Here is an 18633-nt window from a genome sequence, read left to right on the forward strand (position 1 = left end):
GTTACGAGGTGATAGTTACAAGTTACGAGGCTGCTCTTTATACTCATGTAACGTGTAACTTGTAACTCGTAACTTATAACTCGTAACTAAAATATGACTCAGCTCTCTCCCCTCATGTTTGCCGGAACAGGCAGCGATGTAGGTAAAACCATTATCGCAGCAGCATTCTGTCGCATATTCAAACAGGATGGTTACTCTCCTGCCCCTTTCAAAGCACAAAATATGGCTTTGAACTCATTTGCAACACCCGAAGGGTTGGAAATCGGTCGGGCACAAGCTGTTCAGGCCGAAGCTGCATGTGTTCCCTGTCATACCGACATGAATCCTCTGCTGCTTAAACCAACCACCGATACCGTTTGTCAGGTAGTATTGAATGGAAAATCAATTGGGAACAAACATGCTTTTGATTATTTCAAGACAAACAATAAAGCCAACCTGCGTAAGGAAGTTTGTGCAGCTTTCGACAGGTTGGAAAGTCGATTCAATCCCATAGTGATTGAAGGAGCCGGAAGTATTTCAGAAATCAATCTGCGTGAATTCGATCTGGTAAATATGTCGATGGCCGCACACGCCAAGGCATCGGTTATATTGGTAGCAGACATCGACCGCGGAGGTGTATTTGCGTCTGTTTACGGCTCTGTTATGCTTCTTACCGAAGAAGAACGAAAACTGGTTAAAGGAATACTAATCAATAAGTTCAGAGGTGATATTCGCTTGTTCGAGTCAGGCATAAAAATGATTGAAGACTTATGCAAAATTCCGGTTGTAGGAGTTGTTCCTTATTTTCATGATATCTACATTGAAGAAGAAGACTCGGTGATGCTGCATACAAAAAATCGTTTTGCCAAGGAAGGGAAAGTCAATGTAGCTGTGGTACTCCTACAACACATGTCTAATTTTACGGATTTTAATCCACTCGAAAGAGATGACCGCATTCATCTGTTCTACACAAATCAACCAAAAGATATTGAGAATGCAGATATTGTAATTATTCCCGGAACGAAAAGCACCCTGCATGATTTGCAAATTCTACGCAAGGATGGAATGGCACAGGCTATTATTCAGGCCAATAAAAATGGAAAAACTGTGGTGGGTATCTGCGGTGGCTACCAGATGCTGGGCACTGAATTATCCGATCCTGCAGGTGTAGAAAGCGACATCAGACAACTTCCCGGATTGAACTTACTCCCTCTGAAAACCACTCTGGAAGGCGAAAAGATAACCAAGCAGGTAAGATTTTCATTTCTAGGCGGAGAAACCCTATGCGAAGGGTATGAAATACACAATGGACGTACTGAAATCTTATCAACAGACGTACAAACCTTGAACACTCTCGAAAACGGCTCGACTGATGGTTGTATAAAAGCTAACTGCATTGGAACATACATCCATGGAATACTGGATAATGCAGAGTTTGTGGATTATCTGATTCAACCTTTTTTGAAAGAAAAGTCAAGTGAGACGAGCTTTGACTACTTCAAATTTAAGGAAGAGCAGTACGATAAACTGGCAGCGCACGTCCGCAAATATGTGAATATGGACTTAGTTTATTCAATGATAACTAAATAGACCGTAAATAATTATGGCAAGTCTACACGGAGATGATTATCAGGGAGAGTTGAGAGCCAATTTCAGTTCAAATGTATGGCATGAAGCCGACAATACTGATATGTACAATCACCTTTGCAATTTATTCGCAAAAACCCGTCGTTACCCTGAAACCGAAGCTGAATCCTTGAAAATGACATTGGCTGAGATATATCGCATTGAATCGTCACACATCAGCATTGGTAATGGTTCAATAGATATTATCTACCGGATTGCACAATCTTATCGGGGGAAAAAATCAATCATTGTTTCTCCTACCTTTTCGGAATATTCCAGGGCGTGTGAGATCAATGAACATACTATAAAGCTTTGTAGCAGGGAAGATATAATGGTTGAAATTGATAAGTTTCAACCGGATATGGTATGGCTTTGCAACCCAAATAACCCGGACGGAACATGCTTTGACCGAAAGGAATTACAAGCTATTTTATACACTTATCCACTGGTTACTTTCATTATTGATCAATCTTTTCTGGATTTTACGATGCAGGAGACCTTGACTGCAAACTCTGTTCTTGAATTCACCAACCTGATACTTATTTATTCACTAACTAAACGATACAGCATCCCCGGATTACGGATTGGATATGTAATTGCTCCTAAAACAATTATTTACAAACTGGATTGTTTTAAAATACCCTGGTCGGTAAACACGCTGGCCATAGAAGCCGGAAAATATGTTATTAGCCAAAAAGACAGCTCTTTCGATTTAAAAACATGGTTAACGGAAAGCATTCGTTTTCAAAAAGAAATAAACCGCATTGATATTTTTGAGGCATTGTCAAGTCATACTCCATTCTTTCTTGTAAAATTGCGTAAAGGAAGAGCAGCTGATCTGAAAGCCTTTTTGTTGAAAGAAGGCATTTTAATTCGCGATGCATCGGGATTTTATAATAACAAAGTGCAAATGATCAGGCTAAATACCCTTTCAATAAATCAGAATAATCTTTTAATTGAACGCATGAACGCATGGAAACAGAGCTTATCACGTTAGCCGCTTTGGTAGTGGGTTTTCTGCTCGATAGCATATTGGGCGACCCTGCCGGTATACCTCACCCGATAGTTGGATTTGGCAACTTAATCGGATGGTTGGAAAAACGGTTGAACAAAGGTTCGCACCGGTTCATCAAAGGCACTCTGAGTACGGTGGTATTAGTAGCTGCTACATTTGCTATCACGCACTACTGCATCCTTTTATCCGAACAGATTTCTCCCTTTATCAGCTTCTGTTTAAACTCGGTTATCGTATTCTTCTGCCTTTCGGCTTTAACTCTCAGAAAAGAGGTGGCCATGGTATTTGAAGCATTGCACCAGTCACTTTACAAGGGGCGTAAACAGGTAGCACGCATAGTGGGACGTGATACAAAAAATCTAACCACAACTCAGATTAAAACAGCTGCTTTGGAAACGCTCGCTGAAAATCTGAGCGATGGGGTCATTGCCCCATTGTTTTGGTTTGCCCTGTTGGGTGCTCCCGGCATGTTGAGCTATAAAATGATTAATACGCTCGATTCTATGATAGGATATAAAAATGAACGTTACAGCCTTTTTGGTAAATTTGCTGCCAGACTTGATGATGTAACTAATTATATTCCGGCTCGTCTTACAGCTTTGCTCATGCTAATGGTCAGCGGACAGCCCGCTAAATTAAAATTTGTGCTGGACAATGGAAATAAGCATGCCAGCCCTAACTCAGGTTATCCTGAAGCCGCACTGGCAGGCATACTGGGCTGTCGATTTGGTGGTCCAAACTACTATTTTGGCAAAGAGGTATTGAAACCCTATATCGGAACCACTGAGAAACGACTAAATGACGATGATTTGGAAATGTCGCTGATAGTCAATAAACGGTGTGAGCTGGCTATGCTCATACTGGTGTCTATAACTTTATTTATTCCGGCTTTATTCTCATGAAAACAAGAAACCTGATTCTGCTTACCACACTATGCCTTCTTGCTTGTACAAATCAGCGCAAGAAGCAAGACATTTCTATCCAACATACTAAACAGAACAAAGAGGTACACTATGCCAAAGGCTTTAGCATCAACAGATTTAAAGACTACACACAAATCGTAGTACGAAATCCTTGGGATTCGACCAAAGTGCTGGACACCTACATACTCGTAGACAGAAATAAAAAGCTTCCGGCACAATTGCCCGAAGGAAATCTGGTAAGAACACCTGTAGAACGCGTGGCTTTTGCTTCATCGGTTCATGCAGGCATCTGGAATCAACTGAAAAAAGCACATCTAACCGTTGGTGTCTGCGAGCCGGAGTATTTTAGTATTCCGGTAATCAAAGAAGGTCTTAAAAGCGGTAAAATTACTGATCTGGGGATGGCTACTTCGATAAACATTGAAAAACTCATTGCCGCTTCGCCCGATATACTGGTTATTTCGCCTTTTGAAAACACGAAACGTACTGAATTTGAGAAAGTAAACATAGTGGTGGTAAAAGATGCATCATACATGGAAGAATCACCTTTGGGTCGGGCCGAGTGGATTAAGTTTGAAGCTGCATATACAAATGAAGGCAAACTGGCAGATGAGATTTTCAGTAAAATTGAGCGAAACTATTTGGAACTTTGTAAAAAAGTCTCGGGTACAACTAACAGACCAACTGTATTCACCGAGAAAAAATTCGGCGATATATGGTATATTGCCGGTGGCAAAAGCTATTTAGGTACGTTTATGAAAGATGCCGGAGCTGATTATTTGTGGAAAGATTTGAATTTTTCAGGCTCAGCACCCTTTACTTTTGAGAATGTCTATGCAAAAGCCATCAAAGCCGATTTTTGGTTATTGAAATACAATGATACTCAGTCCTATTTAACCTACGAATCGTTAAAAAACGAGTATAATCTGTATGGCAATTTCAACGCCTTTAAACAGAAACAAATTTTTGCCATCAACACGGCTAAAACACCTTTTTATGAATCCGGTCCCATGGAACCCGACTGTGTTTTGGCCGATCTGGTTCATATTTTTCATCCGGAATTATTACCCGGATACAAACCCAAATATTATTTCAACCTGGATAACAACAAATAGAAACAAACTATGGGCACTAAAAGAATCATTTTAATAACAGGAGGGCAAAGATCCGGGAAAAGCAGTTATGCGCAAAAACTGGCCTTATCACTAACGGATAATCCTGTATACCTGGCTACTTCGGCAGTTTGGGACGAAGAACATCGTCAACGAATAGAACGTCACAAGCGTGACCGCGGACCGGAATGGACTAATATTGAAGAACAGAAAGATCTGCAAAATATCGATGTAACAGGACGTGTAGTGGTCATTGACTGCGTAACACTCTGGTCAACAAACTTCTTCAGCGAAACCGACGGAGACGTAGATGTCTCTTTAGCTGCCGTAACCGAACGTTTTGAAGCATTTACACAGCAGAATGCCACCTTTATTTTTGTAACCAACGAGTTGGGACTTGGCGGAACATCGACGAATGACTTGCAACGCAGGTTTAATGACTTGTTGGGTTGGGTTAATCAACACATTGCTGCCGCCTCAGACGAGATGGTGCTTATGGTTTCAGGCATACCGGTATATATCAAATAAGAACCCAAAAACCTGAAGGGGCTTTATGACGCAGTTTCTTTATAAAAAATAATATTAATAATCTCTTGTTCCCCTTTAGGCTTCGGCGTGAGCTCAGTCGAACGGGGCTAGGGGTTAATTCTCAAACAAATACTAACTTCCCTGCTCCTTTTAAGGGCTGGGTATAATTTATAATTATGTCACACAAAGCATTCAACATCAAATCACCCGAAAAGGAAATTGTTCCTCATCTTATCGAGAAAATTGATAACCTTACTAAACCAAAAGGATCATTAGGCCGATTGGAAGAACTGGCTATACAAATCGGAACTATCCAGCAAACCCTTACTCCTACCCTTAACAACCCATACCACATCATATTTGGTGGCGATCATGGTATTACAGCCGAAGGAGTTAGCTACTCACCGCCAGAAGTCACTCCACAAATGGTTTTCAATTTTATGGAAGGTGGAGCTGGGATTAATTTTCTGGCTCGTCAGCACAACATCAAAATGAAAGTTGTAGATGCCGGGATCAATTATGACTTCGAAGGTCTGGATAGATTAATCGACCTCAAAGTGCGTAAGGGAAGCCGTAATTATATGCATGAACCGGCCATAACCCATGACGAATTTAATCTTTGTATCGAACGCGGTGCACAGATTGTAGCCGATTGTCATAAAGAAGGATGCAATGTTATCAGCTTTGGCGAAATGGGTATCGGCAATACTTCATCGTCATCGCTTTGGATGAATTGCCTGACTGGAATATCGCTTGACAAATGTGTTGGTGCGGGTAGCGGCTTCGACAGTGAAGGTGTGAAGCGAAAGTACAGTATTCTGAAACAAGCTTTGGAGAACTACAAAGGTGACGGTTCGGTGGTTGATATTCTTTGCCATTTTGGTGGTTATGAAATGCTTATGGCAGTTGGAGGTATGCTTCAGGCAGCAGAACTGAACATGGTTATTTTGGTTGATGGTTTTATCATGACCAATTGTATGCTGGCTGCCGCAAAATTATATCCGGCGATATCAGAGTATGCCATCTACGGACATCAGGGCGACGAAGCCGGACATAAACTTGTGCTCGATTATCTGGAAGCCAAACCGCTTCTGAACTTCGGTATGCGCTTAGGCGAAGGAACCGGAGCACTGTGCGCCTATCCTTTAATTGATTCGGCTGTTCGCATGATCAACGAAATGAGCACATTTAAGAAAGCGAGTGTTACCAAGTATTTCTAAAATTAGTAGTTGGAAATAGTCCGGTATGCTTCGGCCTGAGCTCAGTCGAAGCCTACCGGAAATAACTTATTATAATTAGGAACTAAATTTCCCTTTAGGGGTTAGGGGTTATATGAAAAAAGTATTTTATCAACTGGCGGCAGCAATTACATTCTTTACCAGAATACCGCTTTGGCGCATAATTGATATTCCTGGAGAAAGTTTCAGGAAAATCATTGGATTCTGGCCTCTTACAGGCTGGATCACGGGTGGTATTACGGCTTGTGCGTGGTATGGGTTTTCTTTGATCTTCACTCCCACCATTGCCATTATGCTGGCCTTTACGGTCAGGATATTGCTTACCGGTGGGTTCCACGAAGATGGGCTGGGCGATTTTTTTGATGGATTTGGCGGAGGAAAAACAAAAGAAGATATTCTGCGTATAATGAAAGATTCGCATGTGGGTAGCTATGCATTAATCGGTATGATAATATATTTTCTTTTACTGGTCAATACGCTTATTGCTATTCCGCACAAAATGGTATTTCAGGTTATTTTGGTTGCCGATCCTTTATCCAAACTACTCACAGCGGGCATGATGAATTTCCTGCCTTATGCGCGTACCGAAATGGAAAGTAAAAGTAAAACACTCTACGACAAATTAACCCCAACAAGGTTAGTATTTGCCTGTGTTTTCGGACTTCTTCCGTTGCTATTGTTATCAGACTATAGCTTATGGCTGTCTATCGTTATTCCAATAGCTTTAGTAATCGTGCTATATTTCCTGGCAAAGAAAAAAATCGGCGGTTACACGGGAGATGTATGTGGAGCAACAGCCCTTTTGTGCGAATTAGGCTTCTATCTGGGAGCCTATATAATGGTCCGTCATTTTGCAATTATTTAAACACAACAGATGGAAATAACGCTTATTCGACATACTTCGGTTGATGTAGAACCTGGCATTTGCTACGGTCAGAGCGATGTAGGTGTCTCCGTCGAATTTGAAAAAGAAGCCAATGCCGTTCGTTCAAAATTACGCGAACAGACTTTTGACTGCATATACAGTAGCCCTTTATCCCGCTGTCTTAAGTTGGCTGACTATTGCGGCTATTCCAACCCTGTAATTGATAAAAGACTCATGGAAATTGACTTCGGCGCATGGGAAATGAAACGATGGTCAGATATAAAGGATCCGCAATTGCAGCGTTGGTTTGATGACTGGCTCGCAGAAAAGCCTACACGTGGAGAATCGTTTAATGATATGATACGACGGGTCGATAAGTTTATATCGGAAATTGAAAGACATTCTTATCAAAAAGTGGCAATCTTCACGCACGCCGGTGTTATTCGCGCTGCTTGTATTATCAACAAACAGTTTAGCGCTGCCGAAGCCTTTAATTATAAGGTAAATTATGGAGATTGTATCAAGATTATTATATAAATAAAAAACAGCCTCATCAGTCAAGATGAGGCTGTTTTTTATTTATCTTGGTAACGGCTTATTTCAGAAAATCTTCCCGAACAGGACTAAAAGAATCGATCAGAATGCCTCTTTTGAGACAAATAACTCCATGAACAACGTTTGGAGCAATATAAAGTCCATCACCACCTTTTACAATTTTTTTCTCCGAACCAATTTCAAACCTGTAAGTACCACTGGCAACATAAGTAGTTTGTGAGTGAGGATGCGCATGAAGGCTTCCGACAGCTCCTGCCTCGAACTCCACTTTCACTGTCATAAGCTGATCATCATATCCCATTATCTGTCTACGGATACCGTTACCCAAATCTTCCCACACGGTTTCAGCCTCAAAAAGATAATCTTTACTATTCATCTGAATTTTACTACTCAATTATTATCCCTGCCTTCGTAATAATTAATGAAAGCTTTATTTACTAACCGGTTGCCTCCGGGTGTTGGGTAATTTCCCGAGAAATACCAATCGCCTGTATGATTTGGGCAGGCCTTATGAAGACCATCAATAGTTTGATAAACCAGTTCTACCGGACAATTTACATCGCCGGGAGTAAGCATCTCTGCTATCTTCTTTGATATTTCATCCTGAGTAAATGGTTCGTAGATCTCAGTTACATAATTCACTACCTGCTCTTTTGGAAGATTTTCCTGTGCTTTGGATTTATGATATACCGCGTCAATCAAACTTTGTCTCCCTGATTCCTTCAGCAGTTCAATAGCAGCTCTGAAAGCACAAAACTCGTTCATACGCGCCATATCTATTCCATAATAATCGGGGAATCGCACCTGAGGCGACGATGAGACAATAACTATTTTCTTGGGTTCAAGTCGATTCAAAATCTTCAGAATACTTTGTTTCAACGTTGTACCACGTACAATCGAATCATCGATACACACCAGATTATCAACTTTTCCTCGTCTGATAGAGCCGTAAGTCACGTCGTAAACGTGGGTTGCCAAGTCATCCCGCTCGTTATTGCTAGAGATAAACGTTCTTAGCTTTATGTCTTTAATAAGTACTTTTTCAACCCTTATAGGTACTTTAGTCGAAGCTTTTATACCATCTTTCATCCCATAAAATGCAACTTCTGCTGTATTGGGGATGAATGAAAATACAGTGTTTTCAATGTCGTTATCGATTGCTTTTAAAATTGGCTGAGCCAACGATTCTCCTAATTGTTTCCTTTCGCGATAAATATCAATGTCACTACCACGCGAAAAGTAAATGCGCTCAAACGAACATTTAGCTAATTCAGGGGCAGCAGACCGAATAGTTTCAAATTTGACAGTACCATCCTTTTTAATAATCATGGCCTCACCCGGTTGCAATTCCTTGATATCCTCTTCTTTTACGTTCATTGCCGTCTGAATAACAGGACGTTCAGAAGCTGTAACCACAATTTCATCACTAATATAATAGAATGCGGGACGTATTCCTTTAGGATCGCGGAAAACAAAAGAATCGCCATGACCTAACATTCCGCAAATTACATATCCACCATCCCACATCTTTTCAGATTTTCGAATAAAAGATGCTATATCAAGATTTTCCTCGATTTTTTGGGTAATAACTAAATCGTTGGAATAACGTTTTTTAATTATATCATACTCTTTCTGCACTTCCTGATCCAGTTGAAATCCCAGCGATTCAAGCATCAGGAATGTATCGCCTTTGTCTCTTGGGTGTTGTCCCTTAAGAGTCAAATGATCAAAGAGTTCATCTACATTTGTCAGATTAAAATTACCGGCCAGCACCAACGTTCTGTTTTTCCAGTTATGACGACGAAGGAAGGGATGAACATACGATAATCCGCTTCTTCCGGTGGTACTGTATCGTAAGTGTCCCAAATACAACTCCCCGGCAAAAGGCAATTCTTCTTTGGATTTCGCTACATTTCTATAAACATCAGCTGTAGCATTAGACATTTTTTTATTAATCGTTGCAAAAATCTCCTGAATGGCATTTTTCCCTTCCACTCGTTCACGCCAGATATATTCTTCACCGGCAGGCATATCGAGCTTAACAGTGGCCAGTCCGGCTCCCTCCTGTCCCCGATTGTGCTGTTTTTCCATAAGCAAATACATCTTTTGCAAGCCGTATTGCCATGTTCCGTACTTTTCCTGATAATAATCCAACGGCTTCAAGAGCCTAACCATTGCTATTCCGCACATAATATATAAGTTACAAGTTTTGAGTTACAAGTTACCAGACAGTAAACAAGTAAACGAGTGAACAAGTTGTTCGATAAATAATAAATAATGCTTAACGTCAATATGTTTTATGAATTGAACGCAAAGCTTACTTTTGTAAAAAACGGTATCTTTTTTATCAAATGAAAAACCCCAACGTTTAGCGCAGGGGTTATTTTTCACATTATTCTACAGTCACAGATTTTGCAAGGTTACGCGGTTGATCCACATCGCAACCCTTGACTACAGCTATATGATATGCCAGAAGCTGCAACGGTATAGCCGCTAATAAGGGCACCAGACATTCCTCCGTATCAGGGATACTGATAATGTGGTCAGATAAATTACTAACAACCTCATCGCCGTCAGTGACAATAGATATAATTCGACCTTTACGGGCTTTTATTTCCTGAATATTGCTAACCACTTTTTCGTACATTCCGGCACTGGTAGCAATTACTACCACCGGCATTTCCTGACTAATCAGGGCTATAGGTCCGTGTTTCATTTCAGCAGCCGGGTAACCTTCCGCATGGATATAGGAGATTTCTTTCAGTTTTAAAGCACCTTCCAGCGCCACAGGGAAATTATAACCACGTCCCAGATAGATAAAATTCTGAGCATACGTAAATGTTTTAGCAAATTCAGCAATTGTGGAGTCTTGCTTCAAAATCACTCCTATTTTCTCAGGAATACGTGCCAGTTCATACACAATTTTCAGGTAATCTTCCTGACTCAACGTTCCTTTTTCTTTTCCAATCATCATTGCCAGCATGGTAAGGACTGTAACCTGAGCTGTGAAAGCTTTAGTAGAAGCAACTCCGATTTCAGGGCCAGCATGAGTATAGCAGCCTGAATGCGTATTACGCGGAATAGAAGAACCTACCACATTACAAATTCCAAAAATAAAGGCTCCTTTTGATTTGGCGAGCTCTACAGCAGCCAGCGTATCAGCGGTTTCACCCGATTGAGAAATAGCAATCACAATATCATCTTCATGAATTACAGGCTTACGATAGCGAAATTCTGACGAATACTCCACTTCTACCGGTATACGTGCAAATTCCTCGATAGCATATTTACCGATTAAAGCCGAGTGCCAAGAAGTTCCACAAGCTGTAATAATAATGCGTTTTGCATTCAGGAATTTTTCTTTATTGTCAATAAATCCTGCCAGAGTGATATTGTTTTCGTCCACATTTACACGACCACGCATACTGTCGGCCAGCGTCTTTGGTTGCTCAAAAATTTCCTTAATCATGAAATGAGGATAGCCACCTTTCTCCAACTGGCTCAGGGTCATTTCAAGTTTTTTAATTTCAGGAGTTTTTTCAACGTTTCCTATTGTTTTAATTTTAAGCTGTTTGCCTCGCTGTAGAGTTACAACTTCTTCATCTCCAACATATACCACCTGATCGGTAAATTCAACAATGGGAGTAGCGTCAGAAGCTAAAAAGAATTCATCATCACCTATACCAACCACTAAAGGGCTACCTTTACGCGCAGCAACAATTACATCAGGGTGGCCTTTTTCAATAACTGCTATAGCATAAGCACCAACAACCTGATTTAATGCCAGTTGAACAGCTGTAGTAAGATTTACTTCATTCGATTTCTTGATATATTCGATCAATTGTACCAATACTTCAGTATCCGTTTGACTTGAAAAAGTATAACCATGTTTCGTCAAGCCTTCTTTAAGAACGGCATAATTTTCAATTATTCCATTATGAATCAATGCCAACTCTTCTGACTGAGAGTAATGAGGGTGCGCATTTACCTGATTCGGCTCGCCATGTGTTGCCCAACGGGTATGAGCAATTCCAATTGTTCCTTCAATATCTTTCTGCTCGGCAAACTGCACTAAATCAGACACTTTACCTTTTGCTTTATAAACACTTAGTTTGTCGCCATGTATCAACGCAATTCCGGCACTGTCGTATCCTCTGTATTCTAGTCGTTGAAGACCTTTTATAAGAATAGGATAAGCTTGCTTATTACCGATGTAACCTACGATTCCACACATAATTCTTCGTTTATTTATCTTCTAAAAAAATTCCTTAGAAGTGATTTGACAATTTAGATTATAATATCTTAAACTCACATTAATCGCTTTTTTAAACTCCTCTCCTTAGTCGTTCAATAGCTAAAAGCGTATCTTCTCTGCTGCTAAAACCTGTAAAACGCATATACCCTTCGCCCAACGAGCCAAAAACTACTCCGGGGGTACCAACAATATGGTTCTCATAAAGCAGCTGTTGAAAAAATTTCCAGGACGATTGATTATAAGCGGTTTTAAACCAGACATACGGAGAATTGGTTCCTCCGTATACTTCAAAACCAATTGAAAGCAGTTCGTTTCTGAGCAACGATGCATTGGTAAGATAATAATCTACCAATTCATGCACCTCAGCTTTACCTTTACGAGAGTAAACAGCCTCAGCTCCACGCTGAACTATATACGAAACACCATTTGTATAATTGGCATTTCGTCTACTCCAAAGTTTAATAAGCGGCACTTCTTCACCGTATTTCGTGTACACCAACAATTCTTGAGGAAAAACGGAGTAACCACATCGTAAACCGGTGAAACCGGCAGTTTTAGAATAACTTCTTATTTCTATAGCTACTTTTTTAGCTCCTTTTATTTCATATATACTGCGTGGCACATCGGGCTCATTTATATAAGCCTGATAAGCACCATCATACACAATAATACTTTGATGTTCAATAGCATAATCCACCCACTTCTTCAACTCAGGCTTTTTCATTACAGTTCCTGTCGGATTATTGGGGTTACACAAGTAAATCACATCAACTTTTTCGGTAGGTAGTTCCGGAACAAAACCCGTATCTTCAGTGCAACGTAAATAAACAACATTACTCCACTTCTGATCATCGGTCAATACTCCCGCTCTACCACTCATTATTGTGGCATTTTCATATACAGGGTAAACCGGATCTGAAATGGCAATAATATTGTCACGACCCAAAACATGTCCGATATTTCCAATATCCGACTTTGCTCCATCATTTACAAAAATGCTGTCTTTGTCTAAGAAAACACCTATTGAGCGATATTCTTTTAATATTTTTTCAATAAGAAAATCATAACCCTGTGGAGGACTATAACCCCGAAAGCTATCCAGTACAGACATCTCATCTACTGCTTTATGCATAGCCTGAACAACTTCATTAGGCAACGGGCGGGACACATCTCCTACTCCTAAACGAATCACTTTTGCATTAGGATGTAGAACTTTAAAAGCGTTAACGCGTTTCTCAATTTCGTCAAAACAATAGATTTCGGGAGTTTTTAAATAGTTCTCGTTCGCTAATGCCATTCAGAGAAGGGTTATAAAAATGTGGTTGAAATACTGTTAGAAATAAAGTGCAAAATTGCGCTTTTTTTTTCATTAATAAAAGAGTTTTGATTAAAAAGATTTGAACATTGATTAATGTCGTCGAATTTACAGAAACCAAACTCATTTTTATAGAAATTATTAATTCCGAAAATCAAATTGAATACTCAAATAACATACTATTAATCAATCATTTTCACGATAGTTCGCCCTTTGAGTTTTCCTTCTAAAATTAAATCAATACGGCTTTTAATCTCCTCTATGTTTATTTCAGAATACAAATCGAGTAAGTTGTTTGGTTTCCATTCATTTGCCAACTTCTGCCATAGTGGTTCCCTGAGATGTGTTGGGTAATTCTGTGCAGATACTCCTATTAAGCTTATACCCCTTAAAATGAACGGAAACACTGTCATATTCAACTGAGTAGATGAGACACTTCCGCAAGTTGTAACAGCTCCTAGAGGCTTAAGACCTTTAAGTATATTCTCCAAAATTGCACCACCAACCGTATCTATTGCTCCGGCATATTGCGATGAAAGCATGGGGCGCTTATCCACCACCTGAAAATCATTTCTAGGAATAATTTCTGTAGCTCCTAATGCGTGTAAAAAATCTGATTCCTCTTGTTTCCCTGAAATAGCTATTGTCTGATAACCAAGTTTTGAAAGTAAAGATAGCGCTACCGATCCAACACCTCCCGTTGCGCCCGAAACAACAACTTTACCATTTTCAGGTTTAACTAATTCGCTCAACCTTAACACTGAAATTCCGGCTGTAAAACCGGCCGTACCTATTATCATAGATTCTTTCATGCTCAAACCCTCGGGGAGTTTGACCACCCATTCGGCAGGAATCCGAATATATTGACCAAAACCACCAGCCGTGTTCATACCCAGATCATATCCTGTTACAATAACCTTATCACCCTTTTTAAATTTCTCACTTTCAGAGCTTTCAACCATACCGGAAACATCTATTCCTGGCGTGTGCGGATATTGTTTTGTCACACCTTTATTACCGGTAGCCGAAAGTGCATCTTTATAATTTATAGAAGAATAATGAACCCGCACTAAAACATCGCCCGCAGGTAAGTCAGCTACATTCAGAGTTTTTACGGTCTGTATAAATTTTCCATCAATTTCTTCTACCACGAATGCTTTGTATTGTATATTTTCCATCTTAAAAGTTTTTATATTATATTCCACCCATTTAAACAAAAACGTTGAAGTAAATTTACTTCAACGCCCTAATATATATAACCTGAATATTTAATTATTCATCTTTATTCGTTTGTCTTTCTCTATTCCGAAGCAGATAAACTTAATTCATCTTCTTTCATAGAACAAGTACCGTTAAATACCGCATTAGGTTCAACCATCAAAACCTTGGTTTTTACTTCACCTTTAATCACAGCTGTGCTTCGTAGAGAAAGAGTCTCCGTAACTACAATATCACCTTCTACTGTTCCTACAATCTCAGCGTTTACACATGAAATTGAGCCTTTTAGAAATCCTTTTTGCCCAATAACCACTTTCCCGTTACAGGTAATAGTGCCTTCTACGTCGCCATCTATTCTGAAATCACTATCAGCAAAGATTTTACCTACAATCTTACTTCCGTTGGTTAGCGCATTATACATCGCACCGGTATTTGCCACTACTTCTTTAGCCATATTGTTTCTTAACATTAGTTTGAATGCTCAAAATTACAATTTTTCTTTCTATATAAAAAAAATAATTCATTAAAAAATGACAAAACCTTTTTGAATGAAGACTAGAATGTAATTTCAATCGTTTAAATTAACGGTAATTTAATAAGCAATATCAAAAAAACAATTACTTTTGTTTAGCATCTGTTAAGCCCGTTTACATGAAGTTAATACATCTGCGAAATAAATCCATTGACACAAAACAATGGGACAACTGCATTGCACAGTCAAAAAACCATCTGACTTATGCATTTTCGTGGTATCTGAACGTAGTAAGCCCCGAGTGGGAAGCCTTGGTGAGTAAAGATTATGAATATGTCATGCCACTGCCTGTTAAAAGCAGATATGGCTTTCCATACCTTGTACAACCACCACTTACACAACAACTTGGAATTTTCTCCAAACATGAAATCACTCAAAATGTGGTAGAGAAATTTATGAAGGAAATTCCGTATTTTAGCTACGAACTGAATCTGAACGAACATAATTTCTATGAAAAAGCGCTAATCTACCCAAATTTTATACTTGATATAAACAAACCGTACAACGACATATCTTCCACATACTCAAAGAATTGCAAACGTAATGTCAGCAAATCCGTTGCAAACAATTTAAGAATCCAACACAACATTACGAAAGAAAGCTTTCTGTCTTTCTATTTTTCAACTGAGAAACACTATTTATCTCCAAAACAGCCTGTTTTGAAAGAACTGATTGATAAAGGAATATCTGAAAATTCATTGAAACTGTATGGTGTCTATTCAGTTGATAACAAGTTGGTTGCCGGGCTTTGTCTGTTGGAAAGTAATAATCGCTTAACATACCTTCTGTCATCATCCAATAGTGAAGGGAAAAAACTATCGGCTATGTTCTTTTTGATAGACTATATTATTAAGAAATATGCCGGAAAGGATTATGTTCTGGACTTTGAGGGTTCAAAAATTGAAGGCATATCACGTTTATACAGAGGCTTTGGAGCCAAGTACCATCCCTATTATATACTGAAACGGTTCAGGCCGTCGTTTCTTATCCGCAAATGAAACCAACTCTCACTAAAGTTCTATTTCTATCGCAGTGGTATCCACATCGAAATGATCAGATGTTTGGTTTGTTTGTTCAAAAACATGCTGAAGCAGCAAGTTTATTTTGCCAGATAAAGGTGCTTTACGTACAATCGGATGCAAGCATTACTGATTTTGAAACAGAAATCAAAGAACAAAATAACCTGAGTGAAATTATTGTTTATTATCCTGCCAAAAAACAAAACTTATTATCTAAAATTCTCAATACAATTAATTATTACAGAGCATATTGGAAAGGCTATAAAATTATTTATTCCGACGATTTCAAACCTGATATTATTCATGCTAACATTCTCACCCGAACTGCATGTGTAGCTTATATTTTTAAACTGCTAAAAGGAATTCCCTACGTAATTACCGAGCATTGGTCAAGATACCTCCCTGCACGAGATTCATTTAACGGCACGTTACGTAAATTAGTCACTCGTATTGTTGTCAGCAATGCCGATGCTATTTTGCCGGTTTCTGAAAATCTAAAACAGGCCATGCAATCTCATAAATTACTTAATAACAATTACATTGTAGTAAACAACGTTGTAGATAATTCATTCTTTACTGAAAGTACAGTCATTCATCGTTCAAAAAAGCGAATCATTCATGTCTCATGCTTTGATGAAGAAGCAAAAAACATAAAAGGAATTATTAGCGCAACTTTTGAATTGTCAAGACAACGTGAAGATTTTGAACTAATGTTGATTGGAACAGGCATCGATTTTGAAATCGTAAAAAAATATGCTGATACTCTTGATTTTCAAAAAGATGTTATTCATTTTTTAGGAGAAAAAACTCCAAAAGAAGTAGCAAATTGGATGCAGAATAGTGACTTTTTGATTTTATTTTCTAATTTTGAAACAGCTGGAGTTGTAATTGCAGAGAGTCTTGCTTGTGGAAAACCTGTAATAAGTACCTGCGTAGGTATTGCACCAGAATGTATCGACGAAAGTAACGGTATATTGCTTTCAACTAATACAGAGAGTGAACTTGTAGAGAAAATGAACTATCTCCTTGATAATTTTCAAAGTTACGATGCAAATTTAATTAAAGCAGATGCAAAAAATAAATTCAGTTATGCTCACATAGGAAAACAGCTGTCAACCATCTACGAAAAATCTATTTTGAGAAAATGAATGCTTCCCCAATCAACAAGCTTAATATCTTCAAGCAATTTTACCAGAAAGGATTCTTTCATCTTTTATCGGCTAACGTACTGATACAAATTGTGGCATTTGCATCTCAGCTTTTTGTTGCAGGCATTTTATTACCTGACGATATCGGTCGTATTAAAATTATCCAAACTTACCTATCGGTCTTTTCAATAATCGCCGGAATGGGATTCAATACTTCAGTTTTAAAACTGTGCTCTGAAAACTCTACAGCCGAAACTAAAAAACACTTGCTGGAATCTTCATTACTTTTTACTCTCATAAGTAGTGTGAGCCTCTATTTCATCATCATTTTTTTAAACCTATTTGGTATTTTCAGTAGCGATAATCTTATCAAATATCTCATTCCTATAGGTTTATTCCCTATGATCAGTAACTCGTTTTTTATGGTTTTCATTGCTTACTTTCAGGCAATAAAAGACATGAAATTGATCTCTAAACTCACCGTATCCAATAAATTAATATCCATAATCGGGATAATAATGCTTACCTATTGGTTCGGAATTAAAGGATTTTATATGGCGTACAATGTAAGCTTCTTGCTCATGCTGATTGTCTGTTTCAAAATATACCACCGATCTCAGAATCTTAGAATTTTTCAAACAAGAAACTTTTCCGGCTTCCCTACTGTTTGGAAATATGCAAAACCGTCTATTTTAGCCAACCTATTTTCTGAAATGTCTGCTTACATTGATATTTTATTAATAGGCTTTTTCGTAAAAGACATGCATCAAGTTGGTTATTATAGTTTTGCTTTGACAATAACAGTTATTTTTAGACTATTCCCCGGAACAGTTCAACAAATGGCTTCACCTTATTTTTCATCATTGTCGCAACAACAGGAAGATTTCTCTTTAATTTTAAGAAAATACAACAGATTACTTTATCTGGTGGTTATTGCGTCTCTTGGAATATCACTTATCGGAGTTCCATTTTGCATACAATGGATATTTAACGGGAAATACGAACAATCAATCATATACTTTCCCTTTTTGGCAATAGGATGGAGCTTGCGTCAACTTGTCCAACTTCAGAGTGCTGCGATATTCGGTTTGGGGAAAATACATTACAATGCTTATATAAGTCTTTTTACATTGATTTTTAGCGTCATATCAATTACATTAGCCCTCCTCTGTTGGGGTTTAAAAGGGGCAGCCTATGCTTCGATTCTGAATGGTGTGGCTTTTGCATTGTGCTCTGCTTACTTTTACAAAAAAGCCCGAAATGAGGTCTTCAATTAATACAACTTCAAAACAAATAGAATTAAAA

General features: G+C 38.7%; 17 protein-coding genes. 11 read left to right on the plus strand and 6 right to left on the minus strand.

Translation table 11 applies throughout. From position 1 onward, the window contains the following. Window positions 1-93: 93 nt before the first annotated feature. The 8 genes from PALPR_RS03900 (at window position 94) to cobC (ending at window position 7823) form a co-directional block, all read left to right on the plus strand. Window positions 94-1569: a cobyric acid synthase gene (locus PALPR_RS03900; protein WP_013444313.1), complete on the plus strand. Its 1476-nt coding sequence runs from the start codon at window positions 94-96 to the stop codon at window positions 1567-1569. A gap of 13 nt (window positions 1570-1582) precedes the next feature. Next, entirely contained in the window at window positions 1583-2602 is a 1020-nt protein-coding gene (locus PALPR_RS03905; protein ID WP_013444314.1) for a pyridoxal phosphate-dependent aminotransferase, read from the plus strand. Next, complete coding sequence (gene cbiB / locus PALPR_RS03910) at window positions 2578-3522, plus strand: adenosylcobinamide-phosphate synthase CbiB (RefSeq protein WP_013444315.1); 945 nt, start codon at window positions 2578-2580, stop codon at window positions 3520-3522. Before PALPR_RS03905 ends, cbiB begins: the two co-directional genes overlap by 25 nt. Next, window positions 3519-4658 (plus strand): ABC transporter substrate-binding protein, encoded by a 1140-nt coding sequence (locus PALPR_RS03915; protein WP_013444316.1) that lies wholly within the window; start codon window positions 3519-3521, stop codon window positions 4656-4658. Before cbiB ends, PALPR_RS03915 begins: the two co-directional genes overlap by 4 nt. 9 nt (window positions 4659-4667) lie before the next feature. Continuing rightward, the gene (locus PALPR_RS03920; RefSeq protein WP_013444317.1) at window positions 4668-5183 is read left to right on the plus strand and encodes a bifunctional adenosylcobinamide kinase/adenosylcobinamide-phosphate guanylyltransferase; all 516 of its coding nucleotides are present in this window, start codon (window positions 4668-4670) and stop codon (window positions 5181-5183) included. A 176-nt stretch (window positions 5184-5359) separates the two neighbouring features. After that, window positions 5360-6403: a nicotinate-nucleotide--dimethylbenzimidazole phosphoribosyltransferase gene (cobT, locus tag PALPR_RS03925; RefSeq protein ID WP_013444318.1), complete on the plus strand. Its 1044-nt coding sequence runs from the start codon at window positions 5360-5362 to the stop codon at window positions 6401-6403. A gap of 112 nt (window positions 6404-6515) precedes the next feature. After that, a complete protein-coding gene (locus PALPR_RS03930) occupies window positions 6516-7286 on the plus strand; it encodes an adenosylcobinamide-GDP ribazoletransferase (protein ID WP_013444319.1) in 771 nt (256 codons plus the stop codon). A 9-nt stretch (window positions 7287-7295) separates the two neighbouring features. After that, complete coding sequence (cobC, locus tag PALPR_RS03935; RefSeq protein WP_013444320.1) at window positions 7296-7823, plus strand: alpha-ribazole phosphatase; 528 nt, start codon at window positions 7296-7298, stop codon at window positions 7821-7823. 58 nt (window positions 7824-7881) lie between these two features. On the opposite strand, the gene PALPR_RS03940 is transcribed toward cobC, so the two are convergent. From PALPR_RS03940 to PALPR_RS03965, 6 genes are all read right to left on the minus strand, one after another. Beyond that, window positions 7882-8217 (minus strand): cupin domain-containing protein, encoded by a 336-nt coding sequence (locus tag PALPR_RS03940; RefSeq protein WP_013444321.1) that lies wholly within the window; start codon window positions 8215-8217, stop codon window positions 7882-7884. 14 nt (window positions 8218-8231) lie between these two features. Continuing rightward, on the minus strand, window positions 8232-10031 hold the full coding sequence (locus PALPR_RS03945; RefSeq protein ID WP_013444322.1) for an amidophosphoribosyltransferase: 1800 nt from the start codon (window positions 10029-10031) through the stop codon (window positions 8232-8234). A gap of 202 nt (window positions 10032-10233) precedes the next feature. After that, window positions 10234-12075: a glutamine--fructose-6-phosphate transaminase (isomerizing) gene (glmS, locus tag PALPR_RS03950; RefSeq protein ID WP_013444323.1), complete on the minus strand. Its 1842-nt coding sequence runs from the start codon at window positions 12073-12075 to the stop codon at window positions 10234-10236. A gap of 91 nt (window positions 12076-12166) precedes the next feature. Next, a complete protein-coding gene (locus tag PALPR_RS03955) occupies window positions 12167-13393 on the minus strand; it encodes an LL-diaminopimelate aminotransferase (RefSeq protein WP_013444324.1) in 1227 nt (408 codons plus the stop codon). A 200-nt stretch (window positions 13394-13593) separates the two neighbouring features. Next, window positions 13594-14589 carry a YhdH/YhfP family quinone oxidoreductase gene (locus tag PALPR_RS03960; protein WP_013444326.1) on the minus strand — a complete coding sequence of 332 codons (996 nt, stop codon included), beginning with the start codon at window positions 14587-14589 and terminating at the stop codon, window positions 13594-13596. A 122-nt stretch (window positions 14590-14711) separates the two neighbouring features. Continuing rightward, window positions 14712-15098: a bactofilin family protein gene (locus PALPR_RS03965; RefSeq protein ID WP_245544424.1), complete on the minus strand. Its 387-nt coding sequence runs from the start codon at window positions 15096-15098 to the stop codon at window positions 14712-14714. A 182-nt stretch (window positions 15099-15280) separates the two neighbouring features. On the opposite strand from PALPR_RS03965, the gene PALPR_RS03970 reads away from it, so the two are divergent. From PALPR_RS03970 to PALPR_RS03980, 3 genes are read left to right on the plus strand one after another with little or no spacing between them, the layout of a single operon-like run. Further along, a complete protein-coding gene (locus PALPR_RS03970; protein WP_013444328.1) occupies window positions 15281-16159 on the plus strand; it encodes a GNAT family N-acetyltransferase in 879 nt (292 codons plus the stop codon). After that, window positions 16156-17328: a glycosyltransferase family 4 protein gene (locus tag PALPR_RS03975; protein ID WP_013444329.1), complete on the plus strand. Its 1173-nt coding sequence runs from the start codon at window positions 16156-16158 to the stop codon at window positions 17326-17328. The genes PALPR_RS03970 and PALPR_RS03975 overlap by 4 nt, the downstream gene beginning before the upstream one ends. After that, window positions 17325-18605 carry an oligosaccharide flippase family protein gene (locus tag PALPR_RS03980; protein ID WP_013444330.1) on the plus strand — a complete coding sequence of 427 codons (1281 nt, stop codon included), beginning with the start codon at window positions 17325-17327 and terminating at the stop codon, window positions 18603-18605. Before PALPR_RS03975 ends, PALPR_RS03980 begins: the two co-directional genes overlap by 4 nt. The last annotated feature ends 28 nt before the right edge of the window (window positions 18606-18633 follow it).

The sequence above is a fragment of the Paludibacter propionicigenes WB4 genome (assembly GCF_000183135.1).
Taxonomy (GTDB): Bacteria; Bacteroidota; Bacteroidia; order Bacteroidales; family Paludibacteraceae; genus Paludibacter; species Paludibacter propionicigenes.

Bases quoted from the DNA above. Each gene is read 5' to 3' on its own strand.
- PALPR_RS03900 (WP_013444313.1), top strand. From the start codon at position 94: ATGACTCAGCTCTCTCCCCTCATGTTTGCCGGAACAGGCAGCGATGTA.
- PALPR_RS03905 (WP_013444314.1), top strand. From the start codon at position 1,583: ATGGCAAGTCTACACGGAGATGATTATCAGGGAGAGTTGAGAGCCAAT.
- cbiB (WP_013444315.1), top strand. From the start codon at position 2,578: ATGGAAACAGAGCTTATCACGTTAGCCGCTTTGGTAGTGGGTTTTCTG.
- PALPR_RS03915 (WP_013444316.1), top strand. From the start codon at position 3,519: ATGAAAACAAGAAACCTGATTCTGCTTACCACACTATGCCTTCTTGCT.
- PALPR_RS03920 (WP_013444317.1), top strand. From the start codon at position 4,668: ATGGGCACTAAAAGAATCATTTTAATAACAGGAGGGCAAAGATCCGGG.
- cobT (WP_013444318.1), top strand. From the start codon at position 5,360: ATGTCACACAAAGCATTCAACATCAAATCACCCGAAAAGGAAATTGTT.
- PALPR_RS03930 (WP_013444319.1), top strand. From the start codon at position 6,516: ATGAAAAAAGTATTTTATCAACTGGCGGCAGCAATTACATTCTTTACC.
- cobC (WP_013444320.1), top strand. From the start codon at position 7,296: ATGGAAATAACGCTTATTCGACATACTTCGGTTGATGTAGAACCTGGC.
- PALPR_RS03940 (WP_013444321.1), bottom strand. From the start codon at position 8,217: ATGAATAGTAAAGATTATCTTTTTGAGGCTGAAACCGTGTGGGAAGAT.
- PALPR_RS03945 (WP_013444322.1), bottom strand. From the start codon at position 10,031: ATGTGCGGAATAGCAATGGTTAGGCTCTTGAAGCCGTTGGATTATTAT.
- glmS (WP_013444323.1), bottom strand. From the start codon at position 12,075: ATGTGTGGAATCGTAGGTTACATCGGTAATAAGCAAGCTTATCCTATT.
- PALPR_RS03955 (WP_013444324.1), bottom strand. From the start codon at position 13,393: ATGGCATTAGCGAACGAGAACTATTTAAAAACTCCCGAAATCTATTGT.
- PALPR_RS03960 (WP_013444326.1), bottom strand. From the start codon at position 14,589: ATGGAAAATATACAATACAAAGCATTCGTGGTAGAAGAAATTGATGGA.
- PALPR_RS03965 (WP_245544424.1), bottom strand. From the start codon at position 15,098: ATGTTAAGAAACAATATGGCTAAAGAAGTAGTGGCAAATACCGGTGCG.
- PALPR_RS03970 (WP_013444328.1), top strand. From the start codon at position 15,281: ATGAAGTTAATACATCTGCGAAATAAATCCATTGACACAAAACAATGG.
- PALPR_RS03975 (WP_013444329.1), top strand. From the start codon at position 16,156: ATGAAACCAACTCTCACTAAAGTTCTATTTCTATCGCAGTGGTATCCA.
- PALPR_RS03980 (WP_013444330.1), top strand. From the start codon at position 17,325: ATGAATGCTTCCCCAATCAACAAGCTTAATATCTTCAAGCAATTTTAC.